This is a genomic window from Gilliamella sp. App6-5 (genome assembly GCF_001690525.1).
GTDB lineage: Bacteria > Pseudomonadota > Gammaproteobacteria > Enterobacterales > Orbaceae > Gilliamella > Gilliamella apicola_H.
This window is the reverse complement of sequence record NZ_LZGT01000078.1, coordinates 1-22,493: the sequence shown is the minus strand read 5'-3', so window position 1 is coordinate 22,493 and position 22,493 is coordinate 1. Positions and strand designations below refer to the sequence as shown.

Sequence of the window (22,493 nt, the reverse complement as noted above, 5' to 3'; positions counted from 1 at the left end):
GTCCGGATCTGTTGTACTGACTTTAACCTCCTTGTATTTCTCTACCGTCGATGGCTTTAAGGCTTTTTTCCGTTTAATTCTCTTTCTGCGTTGATGGCTTGATTAAGCGCATCAATATATTGACTGGGCTCAACAATACGCTGCTCATTACGTGCTTTGCCTTTATTGGCATTTGCTTTTAGGTGAGTACTGTCCGTATATAAAACCCGACCACTTATCAACCCTTTGGCAATGGCCTGCTCAACAATATTATCAAAATCTGTTGATAGATTTCACTGTCATTAAACCGACGGCGACGATTTTGGCTAAGTGTTGAGGCGTCAATCACTTTTTCGGTTAATCCCATTCCCAGAAACCAGCGGTAAGCTAAATTGACCTGAATTTCCTGAACCAGACGACGTTCACTGGGGATACCGAAAAGATACCCCAATAGCATGATTTTAAACAGTCTGACCGGATCTTCTGCCGGACGACCGTTATTAGGGCAATAAAGTGGTGCTACCGCTTCTCGAATAAATTCAAAATCAATGACTTTAGCTATTTTACGAACAAGATGATTTTGGGGGACAAGCGCATCTAGTGAGATTTGCTCTATTTTTTCTGGTGTCGCTGGAGTTGTTTTTTTTAGCATAGAAGAACTTCTCTTATAATGAACTCCTCTCTATTAGATCAAAGAACTCGCCAAAAAGCGAGTTCTTTGTCATCAATCTGAGGGAAACAATGTTTCCCTTTTTAATTAGTTTATTTTCATACTGTTTTTTTATTGTTATTATTTGCTGACGGTAAAAAATTATAAATATACAGGGGGCAAAGTAATCTGTTTGAATCCACTTTGTTTTAATTGCTGGGCAAAAAGCTCGATTTGTTGTTTACTGGCAGACTGCCATGTTTTAGCAATGCCATGTACGCCATGGTTATGAAATGCATTAATTCTTATTCGAATATTGGGATCTAAATCAATTAAGAATTTGGCAATATTTTCTGCGTTGTCTTGTAGATCGGTGTGTTCAGGAATAATTAAAAATCTCACTTCATATAATTTGTTAATTTTTGCAAGATATTTAATTGTTTTTTTTACGCGCAGATTGTCTCGCCCCGTTAGACTTTTATGGACATCATTATTCCAAGCTTTGAGATCAATCATCGCACCATCCATATTGTTTTCTACTTTTTGCCACCCTGTTTTGGCTAAGTAACCATTGCTATCAATAAAACAAGTAAGGTGTTTTAAATCATTGGTTTGTTTGATAGCACTAAATAGCTTTTCAACGAAGGGTAACTGCATTGTTGCTTCTCCACCACTGAGCGTAATACCATTTAAGAATGGTAGATATTTTCGAATGGTGATTAAAAGATCATCGACACTATATTTGTAAGTCATTGGTGTTGAATGATGTACGCAAGTATTAATACAAGTATCACATTGTTGGCAAACTGAAGTTTGCCATACAACTCTATGATTATTAAATCTTAATGCTTTATATGGACAAGCATTAACACAGTCGCCACAATCCTTACATAATGATATTGTGTAAGGATTGTGGCAGTTTAAGCAACGAAAATTACATCCTTGTAAAAATATTACTAGCCGATTGCCAGGCCCATCAACACAAGAAAAGGGTAAAATCTTATTAACGATTGCCCATGACTTGTTCATGACTAATTACTCTTGGCTTTCTACATAAATAGCTATTGACATCATCAGCAGCTTCTGCTCCTAAGAACGTGGTATTGATTCTTGAACCTTCTTTTTTATACTTTTTGATGTCGGATAATCTCACCATATAACCTGTTACTCGAACAAGATCATTGCCACTGATATTGGCAGTAAATTCACGGAAACCAAATTTGAAAGCTGCTTTACAAATTTGTAGTAATGCAGATGGATTATTTTTGATGGTTTCTTCGATAGTTAAAATATCACTAATGCCAGATGTGTAATAATGATGATGTTTAAACAGTGCCATAATATGGGTAACAGGATCGGGCTCATGACCATAAGGAATTCGTAGACCGGGGGTTGTATCTTTATCTATACTAATTCCTGATTGGGCGTGTAACATGGCTTTTCCTTTCCAAGCATTTTCTATTGTGTGGTTATCAATAAATTTGGCAATTAGTTGGGTAATGTCTAATGCTAGTTCATTTGCTTGTTCGTCAAAACCATAACGTCCAGATAAATTTTCATTTTCTTGCAAAATATTGACCGCTTCAGCCATGCCAAAGATACCAAACATTGGTGCAAATCGGTTAGGATCAATTAATCCTTCTTGGACTAAAAAACTGCCATCAAAAAAGTTGGATTGTTCATAAAGAAAAGCAGATCTTGCTTTAATAAGATTTAACTGTAATTGGCAATAATGGGGTAGGGTATTTGTCAAAAAGTCTTCAATATTTTTACTACGTAATGCCACTTCTTTTAAATTGATTCTTGATAATGTGCTACCACCGCCCGCAATTGGTAGTGAATTATAACAACTTACTACACCATATCCTTTGTCATCAAAATCTTTTTGGATCATATTATTGTTGGCAATATGAGGTTTGCTTGTTTCACAAATATTTTCTATTGCTACTAATAATAGTGATTCAGGGGTAATATTTTCACCATAGATAAAGGTTAAATTAGGCGCAACTTGTTTGAGTTCTCTATCTATACGTAAGATTACACGACAGAGAATATTATCGGTTGGTCCAATATTGGCATGCATAAATGCGTCAGGTAAATTACGATCTAGCATTATCCAAAAATGTTTTAATCGCTCGTAAATTTCATCTTCTGTAAGATGGCCAACGTAAGGAAGTAAGATTTGATCTAAACAGCCTAAGTAAACTGGCATACCAGTTACTGAAGGAACATGATGATAGATGATGGTAAGCATATTTAATGCATCATCAAAAGTATTAGCAGGTGCAAGTTCAAGCCACTTTGAGCCTTGTTTTAAGAATTTAGTATAATCGGGTAGCACATAACGCGGTTTATACGGTGCGTGACCTTCATACATATCACAAATAACACGTTCATTTAAGGCTTGTTGGGTTTCACTATCTAGCTCTAAATAAGGCAGGTTATTTTCCGCAGCAAGTGCAAGCAAATTAGATTTTTGTTTTGGTGATAGGTTGGGATCTGTCACAATGTTATAACAATTTTGTTGAAATTCGGTCAAGCTCATAATTACCTCAATACTTATTTCTCAATAATAAATTGTGTTGGTTCATAATCAGATGCGTTAATTGGAGAATGTTCCTCAAAATATTGTTTTACGACATCAGCATCTCGATAACCAGTATCCACATAAGTTGGTGAAGTATTGGTTATTGGATAACCATCACCACCTGCTGCTAAAAAGTCTAGTGTAGCAATGCGATATGATTTTTGTAAATTAATGGGTTCATTTTTAATTTTTACATCTTTAATGTGATCGCCAGATCGTGTTAGGCTGATATTTTTCAGGTGTGGATATCCGCCCGAACCTTGTTTTTTATTAAGTGCTATTTTTAGGTAATCGATTAATTCGCTACCAGTTAATTCAAAATAAACAACACTATTGCCGAAAGGCTCAACTTTTAGGATGTCTCGATAAGTAATATTGCCTTCAATTAATGAATCGCGAATCATGCCACCAGACATAATGCCAATGTCCGCATTGGTTTTTTCGATAAAAGCACTGAGTAACAACTGTCCCATATTACTTTGTTGATATCTTACAACACTGCGATCACCTTCAAGGCGACCGATTAATTCACCATTTTTAACCAATAATTGTTGTTTACCTTGTTCTTGATAAAGTTTTAAATTTGCGAGTAATTTTTTGTCTTGTACAATCTCTTTAGTGTAATATTCAAGGCGTTTGGTTCCGTCACCATTATCTATTTCTTTTTTTAGATTGATTGGGATTAACTGGTAATTTTGCAAAGTTATTTTGCCATTTAAAAAGACAAAATCAGCACGCCCAACATATTTACCCCATTCGTGGGCTTGTACAATCCATGTGCCATTTTGTTGATCGGGTGCGCATGGGGTACCCGGTACATATTCGGTAATGCGTTTATTTGGGCTTGCCATACAAACGGGATTTTGCGAATGACCGCCGACAATCATATCTAGTTCGCCACTTTGCAAGCCTCGTGCTAATTCAACATCACCTGGTGCCATAGAGCCATGTTCGCCATTTTCGTAATGACCCATATGTGTAACGGCAATAATCATATCTGGATGTTCTGTTTTTTTTATTTGGGCAATAACTTTTTGTGCTTCGGGTAATGTTTTTCGGAATTCAACGCCATCCGTATTTTTTGGAGAGGCTAAAAAAATGGTATCATCTGTGGTTAATCCAAATACCGCTACTTTAATGCCATTTAAATCAAACATTTTGTAAGCATCAAAAACACGATTATCCGTACCTTTAAAGTAAGTATTGGCAGATAAAAATGGAAAATGGGCCCATTTTTGTTGCTCACGAATAACGGCTAAAGGGTGATCAAATTCATGATTACCCACCGCCATCGCATCATATCCAACTTCATTCATACCTAAAAAATCGGGTTTGGCTTGAAGCACATCAGATTCAGGCACACCCGTATTAATATCACCACCAGATAGAAGCAACAATTTTCCACCTTTAGTGGTTACTTCTTTTCTTATTTCATCAACAACTGTTTTTTGTGCAGCAAGACCATATTCTCCAATATCATTTTGCCAAAAACGACCATGGTGGTCGTTAGTGTGTAAAATAGTAAATTGGTAAGGCTTGTTTTTTTCCCAACTCGGTGTTGTTGATTGTATCGTTGAAGCTGCTATAGTGTTAATTGAAAACAATCCCAACACAACAAGCAGTGATATTTTTTTATTCAAATTTGAATGATACATGGTGCCTCCTAAATCCTTATTGATAATGATTACTCCGTAATCACTTTATAAATCAATTGCGGTTCATGTACACAATCACTAATAATAATATTGTCATATAATTTTTGCTTGATCGCATCAAGCTTATCTGTATTGGCATGAATCGTTAACAAAACTTCGCCTTCGGCAATTTGATCGCCCACTTTTTTATGTAATACGATTCCAACCGCTGGATCAATAATATCCTCTTTGGTTGCGCGCCCAGCACCTAGTTGCATTGCCGCAATACCAATTTGATCTGCGATAATTTTTGATACATAACCTGATTTTAGTGCTGGTAGGGCAATTTGGTAAGGTGCACTAGCTAATTTTTCAGGATGATCAACCATTGAACTATCACCGCCTTGTGCTTCAATTAAGGTTTTGAACTTCTCGATAGCTTTGCCGTTTTTAATAACTTCTTGAAGTTTTGCTCTAGCTTCTTCCAATGTTTTGGCTTTATTGGCAAGCACAACCATTTGGCTACCTAATGTTAAAACTAATTCAGTTAAATCAGCAGGACCATGACCCTTTAAAGTATCAATAGCTTCTTTTATTTCAAGCGCATTACCAATTGCAAAACCAAGTGGTTGTGACATATCTGAAATGATTGCCATGGTTCTGCGACCAATTTGGTTACCGATATTGACCATTTCGTGAGCTAATTTTTCGGAGTCCGCCATATCTTTCATTAGTGCACCATCGCCAGTTTTGACATCTAGCACAATGGCATCAGCGCCAGCCGCTAATTTTTTGCTCATAATTGAGCTTGCAATAAGCGGAATAGAATTAACTGTCCCTGTTACATCCCGTAACGAGTATAGCTTTTTATCTGCTGGTGTTAAATTGCCAGATTGGCCAATAACGGCAAGGCCTTTATGATTAACTTGATTAATAAAATCTTGTTTACTTAATTCAATTTTAAATCCTGGAATAGACTCAAATTTATCAGTGGTGCCACCTGTGTGCCCAAGTCCACGTCCTGACATTTTAGCTACTGGTACATCTAATGCTGCAACTAAAGGAGCAAGAACTAAGGTTGTTGTATCGCCCACACCGCCAGTTGAATGCTTATCAACCTTAATACCTTTGATTGATGATAGATCAACGGTATCGCCCGAATACATCATAGCACTGGTCAAATCAGCACACTCTTTAGACGTCATACCTTGATAATAAATGGCCATTAATAAAGCACTAACTTGATAATCAGGAATTTTGCCGTTAGTGTAGTTTGTAATAAAAAATTGTATTTCTTCAGTTGATAACGCTTTTCCATCGCGTTTTTTTTCAATAATATCAACAAATCTCATATTGATGCTCTCTTATCTTAATAATAGGGGGGAATCTTTAATTGTTAAATTCTCCCTAAGTGTAATGACTTAGTAAATAAAATAGTTTAGAGTAAATTAGTCCAAATCACTTGGTGAGAATGACCAAGGTAATAATTCACCCACCGTTGTTTCTTGGATTTTTCCCTGCATATTAGTTAAAATCACGGGCATATCTTTAGCACAAAACTCGCTAATAACTTGACGACAAGCACCACAAGGCGAGATAGGCCCCTCGGTATCACCAATGACCACCAATTTTTTAAATTTTGTTTTACCATCAGATACCGCTTTAAAAATCGCTGTTCGCTCGGCACAATTAGCCAGTCCATAAGAGGCGTTTTCAATATTACAGCCTAAAATCGCTTCGTCATTTTCAGTAATGAGCACGGCACCAACCTTAAATTTAGAATAAGGTACATAAGCTTTAGAACGGGCAGCTTTAGCAAGTTCAATCAGTTTGTCAATTTTCATATTTATAATCCTTGGGTCGTAATAATACTAATTAAATTTTGGGTTGAGTGTTAACTGGTGACTGTAAATCTATACGATAAACGCCTAAACCAGATGCATCTGTGTCGATAAAGCGAATAGGATATAGCGAATATTTTTCAATATAGGATTTAGCTTTATCTGTTGGTGATGATTCAAAGCGAATATCCAATTTCGTGTCGCTAGTAATAGGGGCAATTTGCCAATTATTATCAACGGTAACATCCACTATGCCATATTTTTGGGTGGTATTGGTGATATAAGCCGAAAGAAGCAATCTTAAATCGTCAGGTGAATTAAATTTAATATTTTTTTCGCCTGTACCTGGGAATATGCCACTATAAGCACGATAATTATTGGTGGCAATTAAGAATTCTTGATTAGGATCAATGGATTTTTGTTGATAAGTCAGATTACTAATTCTTTCTGATGTTGGATTAATTAATTGACAATTTGCATCATAGCGCGGTGGTTTAGTTACATCTATTTGATAATTCACGCCATCAATCGTATCAAAATTATAGGTTCTGAATTTTTCCCAATTAATTAAATATTGCGGTTGTGTTAAATTTTTGTCAATTTGATTATAGATTCCAGCTGAACATTCCAGCCACTCTTTAACATCTTTACCTGTTACTTTCACGACAGACAAAATGTTAGGATAAAGGTAGATATCTGCCGCATTTCTAAATGATAAATCGCCTTTTTTGACATCAACAAAAGCACTAGGATCGTTTTTTCTGCCACCTGCTTTAAATGGTGCAATGGCTGATAGAACAGGTAGACCATCGAGATTAGGATCGCCTTGAATAAACTGCTTAACGTAATTGATTTGTGCATCGCTAATAATTTGTAAGGCAGAAGTATCTTCGACCAGGGCTAAATAGCTGGTAATATCAGTTGACACTTTTCCTATTGGCTTACCAACAAACTCACGCGTACCTTGGTGGTCTTGTTTTAGAATATTGACCATCTTTTTGTCGGCGTCTACTAGCGCTTTCTTATTTTTTACATCATAAATTGGTCTAGCTTCGGATTTACCCGAGACGACTTGCCAATCGGATTTATTTCCATTTAGTACTAAATCGACCACACCTAAATGGCTACCCCATTGGCCGGGCATCACAGCTGGAATATGATTAATATTGCCAGTTTTGATATCGGTATTTGGCAGTGAATGAAACTCATCACTAGGGAATACGCCGTGAGAGTGACCAAACATAATTGCATTAATACCTTCTACTTGGCTCAAGTAGTAAACCGAATTTTCAGCTAACGCTTTATAAGGTTCAGTTGACACACCAGAGTGAGGAATCGCAATAATGACATTGGCACCTTGTTTTTTCATTTCGGGCACTAATAATTTGGCCGTTTCAGTTATATCTTTAACGATAACTTTGCCATCAAGATTAAGCTTGTCCCATTGCATAATTTGTGGTGGTACAAAACCAATATAGCCAATCTTAATTGTATGCTTCTTGCCCTTCCTATCAACCACTGGAGTATCTACAATAATATATTGTGTAAAAAATGGTTTATTGGTTTTGGCATCATAGACATTTGCGTTAACGTAAGGAAATTTAGCTCCTGAAAGGCTTTTTTGCAGAAATTTCAATCCAAAATTAAATTCGTGGTTACCAATATTACCGACAGTATAATTAAGCGTATTGAGTGCTTTATAAACAGGATGAATTTCGCCATCATTAAGACCTTTATTTACTGCGTAATCAGCCATTGGACTACCTTGAATCAAATCGCCATTATCAACAAGAACACTATTTTTTACCTCACGTCTTGCTTGATGAATCAAATTGGCGGTTTTTACTAACCCAAACGTATCAGCTGGTTGATCTTTAAAATAATCATAATTCATCATGTTACCGTGTAAGTCAGTGGTTTCTATAATTCTTAAATCAACCGTTGCAGCATTAGCAATACCGGAAATAAATAGGGGTAAAAAGGTCAGGATGCGTTTATTTTTTTTCATGCGAATCTCCTATTATTCTGATAACTAAATTAGTTAACGGGCATGGCTAGTAACTGCTTTTGATATTCTAAAAATCGTTTAATGATTGCTGGATGATATTTCTTATCATTAATGCATTTTTTCATCACTTGTTTATCATTAGAGGTAAAACATGAAAAAACATGCTCTATCAAACGACTTTTAACCGATTCTTCGGCAAATGCGGCCTGAACGCCACACAGCGTTATGTCAAGCAATTCTAATCGCGAAAATGCAAATATGGATTGGGCAATGTTATATTCTTTTTCAATATCGGTGCCGAAAATTCCTGCATCATCCGTATTGAGAGTAATGCGAACCCCTTGGTTATAAAGCCGTCTTATTGGGTGCTGATAGATATCGCCGTGTAGTTCATTAACCAAAATACGATTACTGGTGAGTGCAACTTCTAGGGTGATGTTGTTCTTAATCAGTTCATTAATTAGATTTTGATCATCAATGGCTTTAATGCCGTGCCCAATTCTTGTTGCGCCATGTTTTAATGCTTGAATGATGCTTTCTGCTGGCTCAATTTCGCCTGCATGATAAGATTTTTGTAAGCCTAATTTAGATGCTAATTGATGTGAATCTTGAAAATCATCGAAATGACCTGCTCTTTCATTGCCTGCAATGTTGAATCCAGTAATAAAATGGTGATGATTATTTTCAATAAATTTTAATGTTTCATGGACAATTTTAGCACCAAGATGTCGAACGCCGATAACATGATACCTAACGGTAATATTATGATTTTTTCGGACGTCAATAATGGCTTTATCCATTTGTGTTAAGGTTTGTTGGAATCGTTCTTTATCCCAGGTCATTTTGCCATCAATTTCGGTTGCACAGATATGGTAAGGAGAGATAAAAAGTTCACAGTAGATTAGTCCCTGTTTGGCATTTCTACTCAAAAAATCAAATGTAATTAAATAATAATCTTCCGGAGTTTTTAAAAAATGAGAAACGGTATCATAAGTTTGAATAAATTCTATGAAATTTGTTTCATCATATTGATAACGTCCATTTTGATACTCTTGCTCATCATATTCTCCCTTTTTATAACATAAAGAACTAGGAAAGGGGATTTGATTTTTATTAGCTAACTTTTGAGCCATAATAGGAGTAATGCTCCCTTCAATGTGCTCATGTAATATGACTTTGGGTATTATTTGATCGTTCATTAGGTATTTAATCTATTTAAAATGAGCTAAATGGTTTTAGTAATAATGACATTAAAACACTTATCAAAGCTAAAAATAGCATATTTATTGTTGCTAATTATAAGCTAGGGTATTTTACCTTGATAAGACATCTTTCCGCCATACCTTTTGCATTACTTATTTATATTTTTGTTTGGTAAATCATATTTTTAAGCTAATTTTGTGCTAGCAAAAGGCAACAACTAATATTGCTGCCTGCATATTGATTAAGTGGCGGGAATGAACAACCACTCAATGAATTATTAATTGATGGTCGCGGTAGCTTGTGGATTAGGATTCTCGTTTTTAAAAATCAACATAAACACAATAGCTAGAACCAAAGCATAACTTGCAAAAACAAGCCAGACCGTTTGCCAATCAATGCCACTTGTAGTTGTGTAATGATCGACTACAAAGCCACTAATTACCGAACCTAAATAAGCACCAAGTCCATTAGTCATGGTCATAAATAATCCTTGAGCACTATTACGAATAGTTGGTGATACCGATTTTTCAACATACATTGAACCTGATATATTGTAAAAGTCGAAGGCACAACCATAAACAATCATTGAAAGAAGTAATAGTACAAAACCGACAGGAGATGGGTCACCATAAGCAAATAAACCAAAACGTGCCACCCAAGCAAACATACTAATTAACATAACATATTTGATACCTAAACGTTTCATAAAGAAAGGTACAAATAAAATAAATACCACTTCCGAAATTTGAGAAATAGATAACAGTACGGAAGGATACTTAACCACTAAGCTATCGGCATATTCAGGAAATTTTTCAAAATCATGTAAAAATGGATTACCAAAGGTGTTGGTGATTTGTAAAATGCCACCTAATAAAACTGCAAATAAAAAGAAGATAGCCATTCTAGGTTGTTTGAATAAAACAAAAGCATCTAATCCTAATGAACTAATGATGCTTTTTTCTTCTGTAGTATTTTTGGCAGTTGGAATCAGTGGTAATGAGAGAGAATAAAGGCTAAGTAACAAAGAAGATGCAGCAGCGATATAAAGTTGCATGCTACTAAGTTCTAACTGTAAAAAGCTCACAAGCCACATGGCAACAATAAAGCCGATGGTGCCAAATATTCTGATACAAGGGAACTGAGTAATAACATCAAGTCCTTGTGATTCTAGGCAGGAATAAGAGATTGAATTTGAAATTGCGATAGTAGGCATGAAAGCTAAGCAATGAATAAGTATTACAATCATCATCAAGAAAGGTGATGTGACAGAAGCAGCTATAAACAGTGTTATCGCACCTATTAAATGACAAAGCACATATAGACGATTAGCGGGGATCCATCTATCAGCAACAATACCAAGCAAACTAGGCATGAACAACGAAGCGATGCCCATTGTGCCATATACTGATCCTACTTCAATGCCAGTAAAATCTAATTTACGCATCATGTAAGAACCTAAGGTAATTAACCAGCTTCCCCAGATAAAAAATTGTAAGAAAAATATAACTTTAAGCTGATACTTAATATTCATTTATGATTCCTTATTAATGAGATCTTGGTGTAATCTATTATCTAAACACGAATATAATCATTATTTGATAAATAAAAATAAAAAATGGCAGATTACCTGCCATTTTTTTAGTTTTGATTTAATAAAACAGATTCTAGTGCAACTGTGATCATTTCTTTAAAGCCCAGCTGTCTTTGCTCTGCCGACATTGCCTCGCCCTTTCGAATATGATCCGAAACCGTACAAATGGTTAATGCCTTGGCTCCGTATTCGGCAGCAACCCCATAAATGCCTGCAGCTTCCATTTCTACACCTAAAATATTATATTTTTCCATAACATCAAACATATCAGGCTCAACACTATAAAAAAGATCAGCAGAAAAGAGATTACCCACTTTCACATTTACACCTAACTTTTTAGCAGCATTAACGGCATTACAAGTTAAATCAAAATCGGCGATAGCGGCAAAATCATGATCTTTAAAACGTAAGCGATTGACTTTTGAATCGGTACAAGCGCCCAAACCAACAATAACATCACCCACGTTAACATTAGGACTAATTGCACCACACGAACCAATACGAATGATGTTTTCAACACCGTAAAATTTAATCAGTTCAGTTGCGTAAATTGAACAAGATGGAATGCCCATTCCATGCCCCATAATTGAAACTTTTTGACCTTTGTAATAACCCGTAAAACCTAACATGGCTCTTACATTAGTAATTTCTTGTGCGTTTTCTAAAAAGGTTTCTGCAATGAATTTTGCTCGTAGCGGATCGCCAGGCATTAAAACGGTTTTTGCAAAAGCATTATCAATGGCATTAATATGCGGGGTAGACATCAACTTCTCCTGATATTTGTTTCTAAATCGATATTATTTGAACTTAAGTTACTTATTTTTTTATAAATGATTTACCGTAATCCATTGGCGATAAATCAAAATAATCGGCAACACTTTGCCCAATATCGGCAAATGTTTCACGATGACCTAAAGATCCAACTGGCACACTATCTCCATAAACAATGACAGGGATATGTTCTCGAGTATGATCAGTACCAGGCCAAGTTGGATCGCAACCATGATCGGCACTAATAATAAGCAGATCGCCGGGTTTAATAAGTGCCAACATCTCAGGAAGGCGACGATCAAAATATTCTAACGCAGCAGCATAACCCGATACATCACGGCGGTGACCATAAGAGGAGTCAAAATCGACAAAATTAGTAAATACAATGGTGTTATCTTTAGCTTGTTTGATTTCTTCAAGTGATGCATCAAATAAAGCTTCAATACCAGTCGCTTTCACTTTTTTAGTAATCCCAACTTGTGCATAAATATCGGCGATTTTACCGATTGACACTACAGTACCGTGTTTTTCATCAACCAGCTTTTTAATCATCGTTGGAGCCGGTGGTTCAACAGCAAGATCGTGACGATTACCCGTACGCACAAATTCACCTGTTTTTTTACCAACAAATGGTCTAGCAATAACGCGACCAATATTGTAGTTACCTTTATTCAGTTCGTCACGAGCAATTTCGCAAATTTCATAAAGTCTATCTAAGCCAAATGTCTCTTCATGACAGGCAATTTGGAAGACTGAATCCGCAGAAGTATAAAAAATAGGTTTGCCAGACGCCATATGTTCTTCACCAAGCTCATCAAGAATAATCGTGCCTGATGAGTGACAATTACCAAGATAACCGGGAAGATTTGCGCGAGAAACAATTTTATCTAAAAGATCTTGAGGAAAACTGTTAGTTGTATTAGTAAAATAACCCCAGTCAAAAAGGACTGGTACACCGGCAATTTCCCAATGTCCTGAAGGTGTATCTTTACCCGATGAGATTTCACTGGCATAACCGTATGAACCAATAATTTCGCCTTCTGTCATCATGCCTTTAGGATATGCTCCGGTCGACTCATAGGCGGCTTCTATTAAGCCTAATTTTCCTAAATTAGGTAATTTTAATGGTCCACTTCGACCTTGTTCCGCTTTACCTAATGCACAAGCTTCTGCAATATGGCCTAAAGTATTAGCTCCTTCATCGCCATATTTCTTTGCATCTTCAGCGCCGCCGATCCCAAACGAATCTAGGATCATAATAAAAATTCTTTTCATAATTTCCTCTAACTCATAAGCAAAAATTAACTTGCGCACAATTAATATAATCAATAACAGCCTACCAAATGACAATGGTTGTTTTTTATACTACAAATCGATGATTTAGGCTATAATTCATAAAAACATTGCTTGGCTAGTTATAATACACGATAACAAAAAACAAAAAAGATTTAAGCATTGCTTTAGTCGAATATTTGTATAAATAATGTGATGAACTTTAACTTAGTCATTCTTTTGTAGCCAAAATGTAAATAAATCGTTTTTTGAAGAACACGATTAATAGCAAATTTATAGAAAAATTCAAAATCGTTCACGACTAAATAATTAATCAAATAAGCTTAACCAATGTGGTAATATAGACAGCAAATGCGATAGGACCCAAACTATAATAATAACCTATAATATCGGTTGACTTTTGGGGAACTATTTTCACAAAAATAAAGGTAGTTATCAATGAAACAAAAAATTCCTAATACATTTGGTCTAACTGTTTTTGCACAACAAGTTGTTACTATAACCACAGTTGAACAGTTACAACAAGTTTGGCAAGATAACACCCAAAATTCACCGATTATAATTATTGGCGAAGGTAGTAACACCCTTTTTACCTGTGATTTTGATGGTATTGTTATTGTTAATCGCATAAAAGGTATTACTATAACCGAAACAGAACAAGCGTGGTATTTAAAAGTGGGGGCAGGTGAAATTTGGCATGATTTAGTGTCAACAACTATTGCGCAAGATATATCGGGACTTGAAAATCTAGCATTAATTCCGGGTTGCGTTGGTTCGGCACCGATCCAAAACATTGGTGCTTACGGTGTTGAGTTTCAAAACGTTGCTGATTATGTAGAACTGCTTGAGCTTGCTACAGGCAAAATCATCACTGTAACCGATGGTCAATATGGATATCGTGAAAGCATCTTCAAAAAAGCATATTTGCAAGGTTATGCGGTCATCAATGTTGGTATTAAATTACCCAAACAGTGGCAACCAGTATTAACTTACGGTGAATTACGAAACTTTGATCCAAAAAATGTCACCCCAAAAATGGTCTTTGATAAAGTATGCGAAATTCGCCGCAGTAAATTGCCCGATCCAAAAGTTCTTGGCAATGGAGGGAGCTTTTTTAAAAACCCCGTAGTCGATAAAATTGAGGCAGATAAGCTACTTGAAATTTATCCGAATATGCCAATATATCCACAAGCCAATCATCAAATAAAATTGGCCGCAGGTTGGCTTATCGATCAGTGTGGTTTAAAAGGCTATCAAATAGGCGGAGCTGCCGTGCATCAACAACAAGCGCTCGTATTAGTCAACAAAAACCAAGCAACAGCGCAAGATATAGTTGAATTAGCTCGTTATATAAAAAAATGTGTATTACAAAAATTCTTGGTGAGTTTATCGCCAGAAATCCGATTTATCGGCAACTCGGGCGAAATTGATGCTGGCAGTTATTTATAATTAATACCAAATTATAATTGCCCGCAAATTATAACCCATAAATTATATGCGATAACATTATGAAACATTCGTATTCATTTCCTATTTTATTAACGAGTTTACTCTTTGTGACTATCTCGTTATCAGCTCTCAATACGCAAGTGCCATTGTGGCTAGTGCGTAATGAGTTTTCGCTTGGGCAAATTGGTCTTGTGGGATCAAGCTATTTTACTGGTAACTTGATTGGTACCGTTTTTGCCAATTGGTTTATTAGTAAATTTAATGCTCGCCACACTTATACCTACAGTTGCATTATTTTTGCCATTGCAACTATTGGTTTAAGTTTTTCAATGAATTTTTATAGCTGGGTAATGTGGCGCTTTTTTATTGGCATTGCATGCGCTGTCACTTGGGTGGTGATTGAAAGTTGCATATTACTCACCGGTCCAGTGCATACACGTGGGAAAATGCTTGCAGTTTATTTAACCACTTATTATTTAGGCACGGTTTTGGGGCAAGCTTTGTTACAGTATTTTCCACAAGATGTCTTGTATTTTGGATTGGTTATTATGTTACTGATGGGGCTAGCGATTTTATTTATTTTGCGTACACATTATAAATTACCAAAAAGAAAAAAAAGCAGCTTTGATATTATGCCAATGATATTAAATAAACCCTCTCGGCTTGGATTAACCGGGTGCGTTATTGCCGGTATGTTAATTGGATCGTTATATTCACTCTTGCCAGTTTATTATTCAAACTTGGGTTATAGTGATATTCAAGTTGCTAATTGGATGATTTTACTTATTTTATCTGGTGTGGCAGCACAAATGCCAGCCAACTGGTGTGCCGACAAATTTGGGCGTCAAGTTGTATTGCTAATTGAATCGCTGCTCATGTTGGCCGCATGTATCATGCTTATATTCAATTGGTTAGATGCGTTGGCAATTATCTTATTAGGTGCAACGATTTACACCATTTATCCCATATCCATGGCTTGGGCTTGCTCGTGTGTTAAGAAGCAAAATATTGTGGCTATGAATCAAGCAATGTTATTAACCAACACTTTAGGTAGCCTAGTTGCTCCTGCGGTGATAGCATTCATCATGGATAAAACGAGTAATACCTATTTATTTGTTAGTTTTGCTATAATTTCGTTATACTTCGTTATCTTATTAGTTAAAAAAAGAGGAACGGATGCGCAGCCACAAAAATCCACTTAAATTAATTGAAATATTGGCCGATGGACAGTTCCATTCAGGCGAAGAATTGGCAACCATTTTCGGCATAACACGTGCTGGTATTAATAAATATATCAAACAACTGCGCGAGTGGGGGATAGTATTAACGTCAGTACAAGGTAAAGGCTATTGCTTGGCTTCTCCTCTTAATTTGCTTAATAAAGCTAAAATTGACCAGTATTACCAGTCGAATAGTCAGTGTGAAGTATTACCGATTATTGATTCAACCAACCAATATCTGCTTGATCGAATAGGGCAATTAACATCAGGTGATTGCTGTGTGGCTGAATTTCAATCAAAAGCGAGAGGAAGACGTGGGCGAAAATGGTTTTCACCTTTTGGTAGCAATTTATACTTCTCGATGTATTGGCGATTAGATCAAGGCGTGGCCGCGGCAATGGGGTTAAGTTTGGTGGTAGGGATAGTACTTGCCGATACCTTACGCACATTATCAGGCCAAGAGATCAAAGTTAAATGGCCAAATGATCTTTACCTTAACGACCAAAAGTTAGCAGGTATTTTAGTTGAGCTCGCCGGTAAAACTGGTGATTGTGCCCATGTAGTGATTGGTGTTGGCGTCAATCTAACCATGACAAACCCCGATACCAACATAGTTAACCAAAAATGGGCTAATTTAGGTAATGTTGATCGTAATTTACTTGTGGCTCAAGTCGCCAAAGTCTTAAGAAGTCAATTAATCGAATTTGAAAAACATGGTTTAGCACCATTTATTCATGATTGGAATAGACTAGATAACTTTGCCAATCGACCAGTAAAACTATTAATTGGTGATAATACCATTCGCGGCATTGCAAAAGGCATCAACGAGCAAGGCGCTTTATTGTTAGAACAAAACGGTAAAATTAATGCCCATATTGGTGGCGAAATATCATTAAGAATTGATGAATAATAAACTTAAAATTATTTAAAATAACTATTCCGCTTGTAACAAGCGGAATAGATTAAGTAAATATATTCTTAACTTTTATTTTTTAAATGTCAAAACCCGAAGGGCATTAGCAGTCACAATCGCAGTCGTGCCTGAATCAGCCAACACTGCTAGCCACAGTCCAGTAAAACCAAACAAACTGGTAATCAAAAAGATCAGCTTAATTCCTAATGCAATGGTAATATTTTGTTTAATATTACGACTCGCAAAGCGAGTCAAACGAATTAACTTAGGTAAACTGAGTAAGCTATTTTTAGTTAATGCGGCATCGGCAGCTTCTAGCGCAACATCTGTGCCACTTCCCATGGCAATACCCACCGTTGCGGCCTTCATGGCTGGCGAATCATTAATACCATCACCTACCATGGCAATTGACGTTGTGTTGTGGAGCTTTTCAATGGCAATCAACTTATCGGCAGGCAACAGTTCAGCGCGGTATTCCATACCTAACTGATCGGCAATAGCTTTAGCCGCTCGTGCATTATCACCTGTTAGCATCAAAGATTTAATACCAAGCTGATTAAGTTCATTTATTGTCGTCGTTGCATCAGGCCGCAGCATATCTTGAAGAGCAATAATGCCCATCAGTTGTTGACTTGCTACCGCAACCACCACGGTTTTACCGGCACTTTCAAGCTCCGCTATGATTTTAGCGTGTTCATCATTTAAAGGCGTTGAAACGGTCGCAACTTTGCTTGGCGAAACAATATAAAAAGTCTGATTATCAATCTCCCCTTGAATACCAATTCCCACAATTGCTTTACGATTATCGGCCTGATTAATGCTTAACTGATTTTGTAATGCGTAATCAACAATAGCTTTACCAATAGGATGATGCGAACCACTTTCAATCGAGGCAACCATTGTTAATAATTGTTCTTTGGAAATATCTTGAGGAATCACATCGGTTACTTGTGGTTTACCTTCAGTTAAGGTACCAGTCTTATCAAACGCAACCAGTTTAACCGAACCAATATGCTCTAATGCTGCTCCACCTTTAATTAGCACACCTTGCTTTGCCGCATTCGACAAGGCCGAAGTTATCACCGCAGGGGTTGAAATTACAAGCGCACAAGGGCAACCAATTAATAACAACGTCAAGCCACGATAAAAACAGGTATACCAATCAGCATTGAACAACAAAGGTGGCACAACAATTACCAATAGTGCAAATAAAGCAATTGTAGGCGTATAGTAACGGCTAAATTTATCAATAAAACGTTCAATAGGCGCTTTGCGCTCCTCGGCATCTTCAATCATCTGTAAAATACGATCAACCGCATTTTGTCCGACTTCTGATACCACTTTAAGTTGAATTGTATTATCAACCACCAACGAACCAGCCAAAATCTTATCGCCTGAAAGATAATTAACCGGAATGGATTCGCCAGTTAATGCGCTTTCATCAATATTGGCTTGTTCGCTCATCAAAATCACATCAGCAGGCAACCGCCCTCCTGATGAAATTTCAATAATATCATTGGGTTTTAAACTATGACTGGCAACGGTTTTTCGTGCTCCGTCAATGATTATTACAGCCTCTTCGGGCATGAGCTGAGCGAGCGAGGAAATGCCTTTTTTTGCTTTACTTGTTGCAACACTTTCTAGCATTTCACCAATCATAAATAAAAAAATGACCATGGTGGCTTCTTCTGCTGCCCCAATAAATAAAGCACCAATAGCTGATACGCTCATTAACGACTCGATCGCAAATGGTGTGCCACAGCGCGTTAAAACCAATGCTTCTTTCAAAATAGGAATGAGCCCAACAATTGCCGTCACCATAAAGGCATATTCGCCAACGGTTTGATTACATAACAAAAGGATATAACTCATAACAATTAAAGCGCCTAACACCGCTAAAGGGATTAATGCTTTATTATCAAAACGATGGGAATGCTCATGATGATGTGAATGTTCGGGGGATGATTCAAAAATGGGCTTATAGCCTAACTCGATGATTTTATCTTCGATCAATTTAATAGTTTTTTCATTCTTTTGTGGAACAAAAACGACTAATTTTTCGGTAGAAAAGATAATCTTGGTTTGGCAAATATTGGGTAATGTCTTTAAACTATTTTCAATTTGTTGCGCACAGTGTGCACAATCCATGCCTTTTATTTTCCATGTTAATTTAGTTTGATTGCTTTGCCTGTCGGGGTCATCAGGGGGATCGCCAAACTCATTTTTGGGGTTAGTCTTATGGGTACTACCGCCACAGCTCAGGGTTGATTCTTGATGAAAATTTACAAAATGAGAGAAATTTGCATGATTATGCGCCAGATTTTGACAATTATCATGACAACATTCATGGCGGTGATATTTGTGGTACATTGATTTGTTATTATATAACATAACGTTACCTCGTTTTGGGGATGATTTTGATTGTACGCTAAAAAATAAAAAAGAAAATCATTTTATTTTTAATAATGAGGTAATGGGGGATGACAGATCTTTTGATCCTTTATTAATCTAATATATCTGCATAAAAAAATGTTTCTTCATAAGAAAAGATCATCTTATTGCTATTGGTAATTAAAAGAATACTTGATTCATCACTAGGATAAAAAAATCGCTCCATGCTTTAACAAAAATCTCCACGAGTACAATAGCACTCGCTTTTCGTTCTCAAAAGAAAAAAATCGATGAAATGTTGGTTAATTTATTTTTAAAAAATAAAGAAGATTCTTTAGGAAAGTTAACATCCAAATTAATTTTTTCTAGAATAGAATAAAATGATGAATTGATGTTCATTAAATGTTCAAATGGCAATATCATATCCCAAAAATGACTCGATTCTTCGGTATCAAGGAAAAAAATCCTCTTTTTTTCATCAATGGTGAATAAATTTTTATGCATAAAATATATACCATGCTGAACTGTATTTTATCTAACTGCTATTTTTTATAAAATTTATACAGGAAATCTTTTATTCTTATAAGCAGACCATAAGTGTGTAATAGCCCAGTTAGTATATTCTCCTGCTATAAAGCTCTTGGCTATTATCTCAATATCGTCAGCGATTCGGGATGATATTTCAAAATTATTAATTGCTTTTAAAGATAGCATAAATGCTTTTTCTCGTAATGTGTTAATCAATTTGATTTCCTCATTATTAAAGCTTTTATTTTTTAATGCATTAAAGGTATTCATCCACTGATCATCAAATATATGTTCATCTCTTAGATCCAATTGATGATCTGCATCTAATAACTTTAAAAAATCGAAATTTGTTGGAACAGATAAATAATCATCAATTTCAGTAAGATATTTATTTTTCATTTTATGAATCCTTATCTTTTCTTAAAGAAAGTCATTATTCAATTGATAGTTTTAAAGTATATAGCATTAGCAACTAAATTATAATCTTGATTCAGAGATTTAATATTCACTTTCATGCATCTAAACTTGAATATGGCCTACAATAGGCATTAAAAACGTTTTTATCTAAAGCTATAAAATTATTTATTGAAATAATAATTTAGAATCTTGCTTTCCATACCTTTTAGCTGTTTTCAGTAGTAATATCTTATGTTACATTTCTTTCAAAAACATATCTGCATAAGAGCTTAAATCATCTTGATCGTTACCTAGTGGGTGTTTTTTTCCCTAATTTAAGCAACCAATCACAAAAATTTTCTAAAAATGATTTATTATCATTATTGACTTCAAATATCGCTGAATCAGAATAAGATTCAACTAATATATCTAATACCTCCAAAAAACCTTGATCATTTTTTAATATCTCCTCAACTTTAAATGCTTGAAGATATTTCATTACATCTATTATCTGAGATAACGTTAAAATAGTTGGACCATTTCTTAGATTATTTAATATTTCTTGGAGCATGGTTATTTGCCTAAAAATTATCATCCTATTTTATTGATATTGTAGATGAGTTTTGTGCTTTTTTACTCTATTATTTTTGGGATAGCTACAGGTGTAATATAATTTGGGAATTAATATGATGAATATATTTGATTCATTAGAAAGTTTTTTAAATACTTTAACCTATGATGAAGAACAAGACCAAGATGAAACTATTGAATATAAAGATATTAAACCAAGAGTAATTAACAAATTCTACAATTCTTAACAAGCAATTAATAGCGTTGTCCTAAATGAGGTTGAAAAACTCTTAAAGATAAAAATTCCTGTTCAATTAAGACAATTCCTGTTACACCACAATGGTGGAATGCCAGAGAATAATGCTTGGCTGGATCCTGAAAGTGAATTTGAAGAAGTTGCAATTCATGAACTAATTCCCATCAAATACTATAAAAAATCTAATAATAAGAACTATTTAATTCCTTCAATAGCAGAAGATTTGTGGGGTAGAAAGTTATTACCAGAAACCTTGTTACCTTTTGCGATTGACGCGGGAGGTAATTATTTCTGCATCGATATTAATAATGGAAAAATATACTACTATACTCTTGACACATGGTCTGATAATTTATCTTTAACGGATAATCAAGATATGAATACTCGTTTTCTATGCAATAGCTTTAATGAATTTATTTCTAAGTTAGTGTGTGAAGATGATCTAGATGATTTATATGGTTTATAAATAATAGCTATAAAACTGATTTTATCTTAGATGATATCTAGGTCTGTATTTAGACAGATTTACTCAATTAAAAAGGAAATAGCAAATGGCGTTAAAACTTGAAGAATCAGAAAAAAAATTATCTTTTGATGAGTTAGACGAATTTAGCAAATACTTTAATAAAAAAATTCCACTTTCGTTTTTTAATTTTTATATGGAATTTAATGGCGGTTACCCACCTGAAAATGGAAGACATAATTTCTTTTTATTAGGCGGCTTTAATTCGATAAAATACGGTGATGTAACTATAGAAAATATATACTCTGACTTAGTGGATAGTTTCCCTAATTTAAAGAATATGATTCCTTTTGCTTATGATGAAGGTGGAAATTGCTTTGTACTTTCATTAAAAGATGAAAATTATGGGGAAATATATATATGGTTAATGGATGAAAAAGAATTAGTTTTAGTGTCTGAATCCTTTGATAACTTTATCACAAAATTATCACAAAGTTATTAACTATTTAATTTTTAGTTAATTGATTATATTTTATTTTTACTATTTGATAATGATTTAGCATAACTAAAATATAAATTCAATAATAACCAGATTAGACATAAATGGGATGTTTTGGTCGATTAATTGTAAATACCCCAAACTTAGTACAAGATTCAAGTAGAAAATCATGCTGTTTGTTTTAGTGTTTTATACTCAATCGGCGTCATGTTATTTAATGCCTCATGCGGTCTTTCGGTGTTATAAATCGTT

The 22,493-nt window shown here is 35.2% G+C and carries 20 protein-coding genes and 1 pseudogene; 6 read left to right on the top strand and 15 right to left on the bottom strand.

Annotation, left to right across the window (positions count from 1 at the left end; translation table 11 throughout):
• The 11 genes and pseudogenes from A9G24_RS09605 to A9G24_RS09555 form a co-directional block, all read right to left on the bottom strand.
• Nucleotides 1-631, bottom strand: a pseudogene (locus A9G24_RS09605) (transposase); the annotation flags it as partial.
• A 159-nt stretch (nucleotides 632-790) separates the two neighbouring features.
• Nucleotides 791-1,657, bottom strand: coding sequence for a YjjW family glycine radical enzyme activase (locus A9G24_RS09600; protein ID WP_065638816.1), 867 nt, complete (start codon nucleotides 1,655-1,657; stop codon nucleotides 791-793).
• Complete coding sequence (locus A9G24_RS09595; RefSeq protein ID WP_065638815.1) at nucleotides 1,632-3,173, bottom strand: YjjI family glycine radical enzyme; 1,542 nt, start codon at nucleotides 3,171-3,173, stop codon at nucleotides 1,632-1,634. Before A9G24_RS09595 ends, A9G24_RS09600 begins: the two co-directional genes overlap by 26 nt.
• Before the next feature lie 14 nt (nucleotides 3,174-3,187).
• The gene (gene ushA / locus A9G24_RS09590; RefSeq protein WP_065638814.1) at nucleotides 3,188-4,870 is read right to left on the bottom strand and encodes a bifunctional UDP-sugar hydrolase/5'-nucleotidase UshA; all 1,683 of its coding nucleotides are present in this window, start codon (nucleotides 4,868-4,870) and stop codon (nucleotides 3,188-3,190) included.
• 29 nt (nucleotides 4,871-4,899) lie between these two features.
• The gene (locus tag A9G24_RS09585) at nucleotides 4,900-6,201 is read right to left on the bottom strand and encodes a pyrimidine-nucleoside phosphorylase (protein WP_065638813.1); all 1,302 of its coding nucleotides are present in this window, start codon (nucleotides 6,199-6,201) and stop codon (nucleotides 4,900-4,902) included.
• Nucleotides 6,202-6,297: 96 nt separating this feature from the next.
• Complete coding sequence (locus A9G24_RS09580; protein ID WP_065638812.1) at nucleotides 6,298-6,693, bottom strand: cytidine deaminase; 396 nt, start codon at nucleotides 6,691-6,693, stop codon at nucleotides 6,298-6,300.
• 31 nt (nucleotides 6,694-6,724) lie between these two features.
• Nucleotides 6,725-8,698, bottom strand: coding sequence for a bifunctional 2',3'-cyclic-nucleotide 2'-phosphodiesterase/3'-nucleotidase (locus A9G24_RS09575; RefSeq protein WP_065638811.1), 1,974 nt, complete (start codon nucleotides 8,696-8,698; stop codon nucleotides 6,725-6,727).
• A 29-nt stretch (nucleotides 8,699-8,727) separates the two neighbouring features.
• Nucleotides 8,728-9,897 carry an adenosine deaminase gene (gene add / locus A9G24_RS09570; RefSeq protein WP_081303152.1) on the bottom strand — a complete coding sequence of 390 codons (1,170 nt, stop codon included), beginning with the start codon at nucleotides 9,895-9,897 and terminating at the stop codon, nucleotides 8,728-8,730.
• 281 nt (nucleotides 9,898-10,178) lie between these two features.
• Complete coding sequence (locus tag A9G24_RS09565; RefSeq protein ID WP_065638809.1) at nucleotides 10,179-11,432, bottom strand: nucleoside permease; 1,254 nt, start codon at nucleotides 11,430-11,432, stop codon at nucleotides 10,179-10,181.
• A gap of 107 nt (nucleotides 11,433-11,539) precedes the next feature.
• Nucleotides 11,540-12,256 carry a purine-nucleoside phosphorylase gene (gene deoD, locus A9G24_RS09560; protein WP_065638808.1) on the bottom strand — a complete coding sequence of 239 codons (717 nt, stop codon included), beginning with the start codon at nucleotides 12,254-12,256 and terminating at the stop codon, nucleotides 11,540-11,542.
• A 52-nt stretch (nucleotides 12,257-12,308) separates the two neighbouring features.
• Complete coding sequence (locus A9G24_RS09555) at nucleotides 12,309-13,538, bottom strand: phosphopentomutase (RefSeq protein WP_065586023.1); 1,230 nt, start codon at nucleotides 13,536-13,538, stop codon at nucleotides 12,309-12,311.
• 456 nt (nucleotides 13,539-13,994) lie between these two features.
• On the opposite strand from A9G24_RS09555, the gene murB reads away from it, so the two are divergent.
• From murB to birA, 3 genes are read left to right on the top strand one after another with little or no spacing between them, the layout of a single operon-like run.
• Nucleotides 13,995-15,005 (top strand): UDP-N-acetylmuramate dehydrogenase, encoded by a 1,011-nt coding sequence (gene murB / locus A9G24_RS09550; protein ID WP_065585921.1) that lies wholly within the window; start codon nucleotides 13,995-13,997, stop codon nucleotides 15,003-15,005.
• Between the two features lie 59 nt (nucleotides 15,006-15,064).
• Nucleotides 15,065-16,207: an MFS transporter gene (locus A9G24_RS09545; RefSeq protein WP_065638807.1), complete on the top strand. Its 1,143-nt coding sequence runs from the start codon at nucleotides 15,065-15,067 to the stop codon at nucleotides 16,205-16,207.
• Nucleotides 16,182-17,135: a bifunctional biotin--[acetyl-CoA-carboxylase] ligase/biotin operon repressor BirA gene (gene birA / locus A9G24_RS09540; protein WP_065638806.1), complete on the top strand. Its 954-nt coding sequence runs from the start codon at nucleotides 16,182-16,184 to the stop codon at nucleotides 17,133-17,135. The genes A9G24_RS09545 and birA overlap by 26 nt, the downstream gene beginning before the upstream one ends.
• A gap of 75 nt (nucleotides 17,136-17,210) precedes the next feature.
• Here the strand turns inward: birA and A9G24_RS09535 are convergent, their stop codons facing one another.
• From A9G24_RS09535 to A9G24_RS09520, 3 genes are all read right to left on the bottom strand, one after another.
• Nucleotides 17,211-19,529 (bottom strand): zinc/cadmium/mercury/lead-transporting ATPase, encoded by a 2,319-nt coding sequence (locus tag A9G24_RS09535; protein ID WP_065638805.1) that lies wholly within the window; start codon nucleotides 19,527-19,529, stop codon nucleotides 17,211-17,213.
• 558 nt (nucleotides 19,530-20,087) lie between these two features.
• The gene (locus tag A9G24_RS09525; protein ID WP_065638803.1) at nucleotides 20,088-20,456 is read right to left on the bottom strand and encodes a hypothetical protein; all 369 of its coding nucleotides are present in this window, start codon (nucleotides 20,454-20,456) and stop codon (nucleotides 20,088-20,090) included.
• Between the two features lie 304 nt (nucleotides 20,457-20,760).
• The gene (locus A9G24_RS09520; protein ID WP_065638802.1) at nucleotides 20,761-21,024 is read right to left on the bottom strand and encodes a hypothetical protein; all 264 of its coding nucleotides are present in this window, start codon (nucleotides 21,022-21,024) and stop codon (nucleotides 20,761-20,763) included.
• 115 nt (nucleotides 21,025-21,139) lie between these two features.
• On the opposite strand from A9G24_RS09520, the gene A9G24_RS13185 reads away from it, so the two are divergent.
• The 3 genes from A9G24_RS13185 to A9G24_RS09510 all read left to right on the top strand — a co-directional run bounded on the left by A9G24_RS13185 (nucleotide 21,140) and on the right by A9G24_RS09510 (nucleotide 22,244).
• Entirely contained in the window at nucleotides 21,140-21,271 is a 132-nt protein-coding gene (locus A9G24_RS13185; protein ID WP_255307243.1) for a hypothetical protein, read from the top strand.
• Between the two features lie 6 nt (nucleotides 21,272-21,277).
• Nucleotides 21,278-21,745 (top strand): SMI1/KNR4 family protein, encoded by a 468-nt coding sequence (locus tag A9G24_RS09515; RefSeq protein ID WP_081303151.1) that lies wholly within the window; start codon nucleotides 21,278-21,280, stop codon nucleotides 21,743-21,745.
• A gap of 85 nt (nucleotides 21,746-21,830) precedes the next feature.
• On the top strand, nucleotides 21,831-22,244 hold the full coding sequence (locus A9G24_RS09510; protein WP_065638800.1) for an SMI1/KNR4 family protein: 414 nt from the start codon (nucleotides 21,831-21,833) through the stop codon (nucleotides 22,242-22,244).
• Nucleotides 22,245-22,408: 164 nt separating this feature from the next.
• Here the strand turns inward: A9G24_RS09510 and A9G24_RS13380 are convergent, their stop codons facing one another.
• Entirely contained in the window at nucleotides 22,409-22,489 is an 81-nt protein-coding gene (locus A9G24_RS13380) for an integrase core domain-containing protein (RefSeq protein WP_442902743.1), read from the bottom strand.
• Between the last annotated feature and the right edge of the window lie 4 nt (nucleotides 22,490-22,493).

Coding starts and splice junctions, on each gene's coding strand:
- deoD (WP_065638808.1), bottom strand. CDS start 12,256: ATGTCTACCCCGCATATTAATGCCATTGATAATGCTTTTGCAAAAACC.
- A9G24_RS09520 (WP_065638802.1), bottom strand. CDS start 21,024: ATGCTCCAAGAAATATTAAATAATCTAAGAAATGGTCCAACTATTTTA.
- A9G24_RS09585 (WP_065638813.1), bottom strand. CDS start 6,201: ATGAGATTTGTTGATATTATTGAAAAAAAACGCGATGGAAAAGCGTTA.
- A9G24_RS09545 (WP_065638807.1), top strand. CDS start 15,065: ATGAAACATTCGTATTCATTTCCTATTTTATTAACGAGTTTACTCTTT.
- A9G24_RS09535 (WP_065638805.1), bottom strand. CDS start 19,529: ATGTTATATAATAACAAATCAATGTACCACAAATATCACCGCCATGAA.
- birA (WP_065638806.1), top strand. CDS start 16,182: ATGCGCAGCCACAAAAATCCACTTAAATTAATTGAAATATTGGCCGAT.
- A9G24_RS09525 (WP_065638803.1), bottom strand. CDS start 20,456: ATGAAAAATAAATATCTTACTGAAATTGATGATTATTTATCTGTTCCA.
- A9G24_RS09555 (WP_065586023.1), bottom strand. CDS start 13,538: ATGAAAAGAATTTTTATTATGATCCTAGATTCGTTTGGGATCGGCGGC.
- A9G24_RS09565 (WP_065638809.1), bottom strand. CDS start 11,432: ATGAATATTAAGTATCAGCTTAAAGTTATATTTTTCTTACAATTTTTT.
- ushA (WP_065638814.1), bottom strand. CDS start 4,870: ATGTATCATTCAAATTTGAATAAAAAAATATCACTGCTTGTTGTGTTG.
- A9G24_RS09510 (WP_065638800.1), top strand. CDS start 21,831: ATGGCGTTAAAACTTGAAGAATCAGAAAAAAAATTATCTTTTGATGAG.
- murB (WP_065585921.1), top strand. CDS start 13,995: ATGAAACAAAAAATTCCTAATACATTTGGTCTAACTGTTTTTGCACAA.
- A9G24_RS09595 (WP_065638815.1), bottom strand. CDS start 3,173: ATGAGCTTGACCGAATTTCAACAAAATTGTTATAACATTGTGACAGAT.
- A9G24_RS09575 (WP_065638811.1), bottom strand. CDS start 8,698: ATGAAAAAAAATAAACGCATCCTGACCTTTTTACCCCTATTTATTTCC.
- A9G24_RS09580 (WP_065638812.1), bottom strand. CDS start 6,693: ATGAAAATTGACAAACTGATTGAACTTGCTAAAGCTGCCCGTTCTAAA.
- A9G24_RS13185 (WP_255307243.1), top strand. CDS start 21,140: ATGATGAATATATTTGATTCATTAGAAAGTTTTTTAAATACTTTAACC.
- add (WP_081303152.1), bottom strand. CDS start 9,897: ATGAACGATCAAATAATACCCAAAGTCATATTACATGAGCACATTGAA.
- A9G24_RS09600 (WP_065638816.1), bottom strand. CDS start 1,657: ATGAACAAGTCATGGGCAATCGTTAATAAGATTTTACCCTTTTCTTGT.